Below are 3,482 nucleotides of genomic sequence, written 5' to 3'. Positions count from 1 at the left end.
ACAATCGACTGGCAGACAACCTCATCACTGGGGCTATCATTGGTTCATACATTAGTCACTGATCAACTTGACGGCACTCTAACGGTGAATCGTCACCAGGGCACCACCTTTACTATTCGATTTCCTCAATCCCTTCCAAAATCTTAGATGCTAACTGCTCACCCCAAAATTCTGGTCGTGGAAGACGAGGCGATCGTTGCCAAGGCTATCACTAGTCAACTCCGACAGCTAGGCTATGTGGTTGCTGACACAGCATCGTCAGGGGTTGCTGCGATCGCCAAGTTTGCAGAAACTCAGCCTGATCTTGTGCTGATGGATGTTGTGCTCAAAGGCGACATGGATGGGGTTGAGACTGCTGCTCAAATCCGGGAACAGCGGGATGTGCCGATTGTTTACCTAACAGCCTATGCCGATGACAACACCCTACAGCGAGCAAAAGTTACGAATCCGTTTGGGTATATCGTGAAGCCGTTCACCTCTAACGACTTGCGGGTGGCGATCGAGATTGCACTTTTTCGACATCGCGTTGCTCAGGAACTCCAGGAAAACCGAGATCAACTGGCTACCCTGCTGCGCTCTATGAGTGATGCTGTAGTGGCGACTGACTCTCAGGGACAGATTACCTTTATGAACCCAGCCGCTGAGGCCCTCACGGGTTGGCAGCAAGATGAGGCGATTGGCAAACCTGTGACTCAGGTGATGCAACTGATTGATGAAGTGACTGAACACTCGACCGAACATCCAGTACTGAAGGTCTTGCAAAATCAAGAAATAGCCCATCTTCAGGATTTGACTGCCCTAGTGGCCAAAAATGGCGATCGCATTCCCATTGGAGACAGCGCTTCACCTCTAAAACGGAGTACAGGTGAGTTTACGGGTGCAGTGATCGTGTTTTGGGATATGCGCGATCGCCGACGGGCCGAGCGACTGTCCCAAGCCCTAGCCAAGGAACAGGAGTTGAACCGTCTGAAATCTCAATTTATTTCTACAATATCCCATGAATTTCGTAACCCGCTAGCAGTAATTCGCACGGCAACTGAACTGTTGGAGCGCAGTCAGAATCTGTCGCCAGAAAAGCAACTCAGTTATATTCAACGCATTAAAACTTCTGTACGAGCACTAAGCCAACTCATGGAAGATGTGCTGATTATGGGGCAAGCAGAAGCTGATCGGCTGACCTGCAACCCTGCTCAACTTGACTTGCTTGAGTTTTGTCAGAGCTTAGCTGAGGAATTTTCGATCGTAGAGGGCAATGTCTGTGCCATTCACTTCGCTTACCACGGTGATTGCACTGTCGGTTATCTGGATGAGCGACTGTTACGTTACATTCTTACTAATCTGCTCTCTAACGCTATTAAGTATTCACCTCCTGCTTCTAGAATCGAGTTTATGTTGACGACCGATCTTAGGAGCAACACGGCTAGCTTTCAGATTCAAGATTACGGGATTGGGATCCCTGCTGAAGATCAGGGCCGACTATTTGAGTCCTTCTTTCGTGGATCCAACGTGAAGTCTATCCAAGGTACTGGGCTGGGGCTAGCGATCGTTCAACGATGTGTAGCTGCCCACAGGGGGCATGTCCAACTAGAGAGTCAAGTTGGCGTTGGCACAACCGTCACAGTAACGTTGCCGTTACAAAGCCCTGGCACCAATGGCAATCAGGATGGCAACACCGAAGGCTAGGCGATACCAGACAAACAGCCACGTGTCCTTCGTTTGCAAGAATTTTAGTAACCAGGCGATCGACAGGTACGAAAAGATAAATGTAGAGATGATTCCCACAATCAGCGGTAACAGGGTGCCTGTGTCGCCAAAGGCCTTACGCGACTGATAGAGGGTAGCGATCGTCAAGGTAGGCAAACCCAACAGAAAGGAAAATCGGGCGGCGGGCTGGCGTTCTAACCCCAGCAGTAGGGCTGTAGTTAAGGTAGATCCAGAGCGGGAGACTCCTGGCACTAGGGCTAACATCTGTCCTAAGCCCACGAGGATCCCATCCCTAATCTGGAGGCTGTCAAACCCTCGCTTGCGACGGCCAATTTTTTCCGCTAGTCCTAGCAACAGAGACATGACAATCGAGGCTAGGGCAATCACTAGGGGACTTTCAGGCAACACATCTTGAAATAGATACCCAGCAACTAGGGCGGGCACAGTGCCCACAACAATCCCTACGGCTAGCTTCCATTCATCCCGGTTCCAGGCTTTTTCTCGCAGGGCAGTCCAGGCACCGATCGTAATTTGCCGTAAATCTGCCCAAAAATAGATTAGCACTGCAATCACACTACCAAACTGAATGGCATCGACAAAGTACTTCTGCCCTAGAAGCTCCCACCTAAAGGCTTTGGTGAAGATTAACAAATGGGCTGTGCTGCTAATGGGCAGAAACTCTGTAATCCCCTGCACAATTCCCAGCACAAAGGCTTGAACAACCGTGGATATTGGATCCGTTAGTGATGTTGTAGACATATCTGCTATAGCAACGGTGGGCACCCTACTAGCAGCTAGGTGGTGCCAGGGCAGACTAGCTGCCGTGCCCAGTATTACTGTGATCCCCGGTACAATACCCTGTAGGTTCCCCATCGTGAATTGGACTGTTACCAAATTTGTGCCCTACCATTGTCTCTACTAAACTCTCCTAAATAAGGTAAAGTTAGGTAAACAATATTAAAGAGTGATTTCTCGTTTCGTTAGCTGTTTTCACAATTGGTTACTCAATACTCATCTTCAAAACCAGTCATTGCCTCCGCGATCGGTGGGTATGCTGCTACGATTGCTATTTGGCACAATCGTCTTCAGGTTAGCAGCCACTGGCAGATGTTCCTAGCGGCTGGCTTTTTGGTTACGGTTCCTGTGTTTGCCCAAGCGCCTTTGGTGCGCCTAGATCCAGAGTTGACCTTGGCCTTGACTATCCCTTGGCTGATGGCGAGTGTGGTGTTGCTCTCTAAGCCAGGGTTTCGGTTTTGGGGAGATCTGTTGCTGGGCTTCAGTTGGAGTTGGTTAGCGGGTGCTGTCTACTGGGGGTGGTTCCGGTGGGAACCTCTGCTCCACCTACCGATCGAGGCGATCGGGGTGCCGATTGCCCTATGGGGACTATACCGAGGATGGGGCAAGGTTGGCCATTGCTTTTACTTAGGCTCCCTATTTGGTACAGCAGTCACGGATGCTTATTGCTATGTGGTGAATTTGATCCCGGCTTGGCGACAGTTGATGCAAACTCCGCCAGAACTAGTGATGCCAATCTTCCGGGATGCAATCGCCCAGACTCAAAGTTCCTGGGGTATTGCTACTGCTGCTGTATTCATTAGCATTTTGTTGACAATTGGTTGTCTGCACTTGCGATTGCGGACACCTCACTGGTGGGCATTTAGTGGTGCTGTGCTGAGTACCTTGCTAGTAGATGGACTATTTTGGCTAGCATCTGCCGTCATTTGAGGTATGGTCATTTGTGATGCTACTCTGACGCGGCAGAAGGTCTTGGCGATGGT

The 3,482-nt window shown here is 50.0% G+C and carries 3 protein-coding genes; 2 read left to right on the top strand and 1 reads right to left on the bottom strand.

Annotation, left to right across the window (positions count from 1 at the left end):
- Window positions 1–147: 147 nt before the first annotated feature.
- The gene (locus tag NZ772_15930; GenBank protein MCS6815044.1) at window positions 148–1,683 is read left to right on the top strand and encodes an ATP-binding protein; all 1,536 of its coding nucleotides are present in this window, start codon (window positions 148–150) and stop codon (window positions 1,681–1,683) included.
- Here NZ772_15930 and NZ772_15925 read toward each other — a convergent pair.
- The gene (locus tag NZ772_15925) at window positions 1,633–2,463 is read right to left on the bottom strand and encodes an undecaprenyl-diphosphate phosphatase (GenBank protein MCS6815043.1); all 831 of its coding nucleotides are present in this window, start codon (window positions 2,461–2,463) and stop codon (window positions 1,633–1,635) included. The genes NZ772_15930 and NZ772_15925 overlap by 51 nt on opposite strands.
- Before the next feature lie 237 nt (window positions 2,464–2,700).
- Here NZ772_15925 and NZ772_15920 point away from each other — a divergent pair, with 237 nt between their 5' ends.
- Complete coding sequence (locus NZ772_15920; protein ID MCS6815042.1) at window positions 2,701–3,429, top strand: DUF3120 domain-containing protein; 729 nt, start codon at window positions 2,701–2,703, stop codon at window positions 3,427–3,429.
- The last annotated feature ends 53 nt before the right edge of the window (window positions 3,430–3,482 follow it).

This window comes from Cyanobacteriota bacterium (assembly GCA_025054735.1).
Classification (GTDB): domain Bacteria; phylum Cyanobacteriota; class Cyanobacteriia; order SKYG9; family SKYG9; genus SKYG9.
The sequence above is the reverse complement of the archived record's forward strand: the minus strand, read 5'-3'. Positions and strand labels throughout refer to the sequence as shown.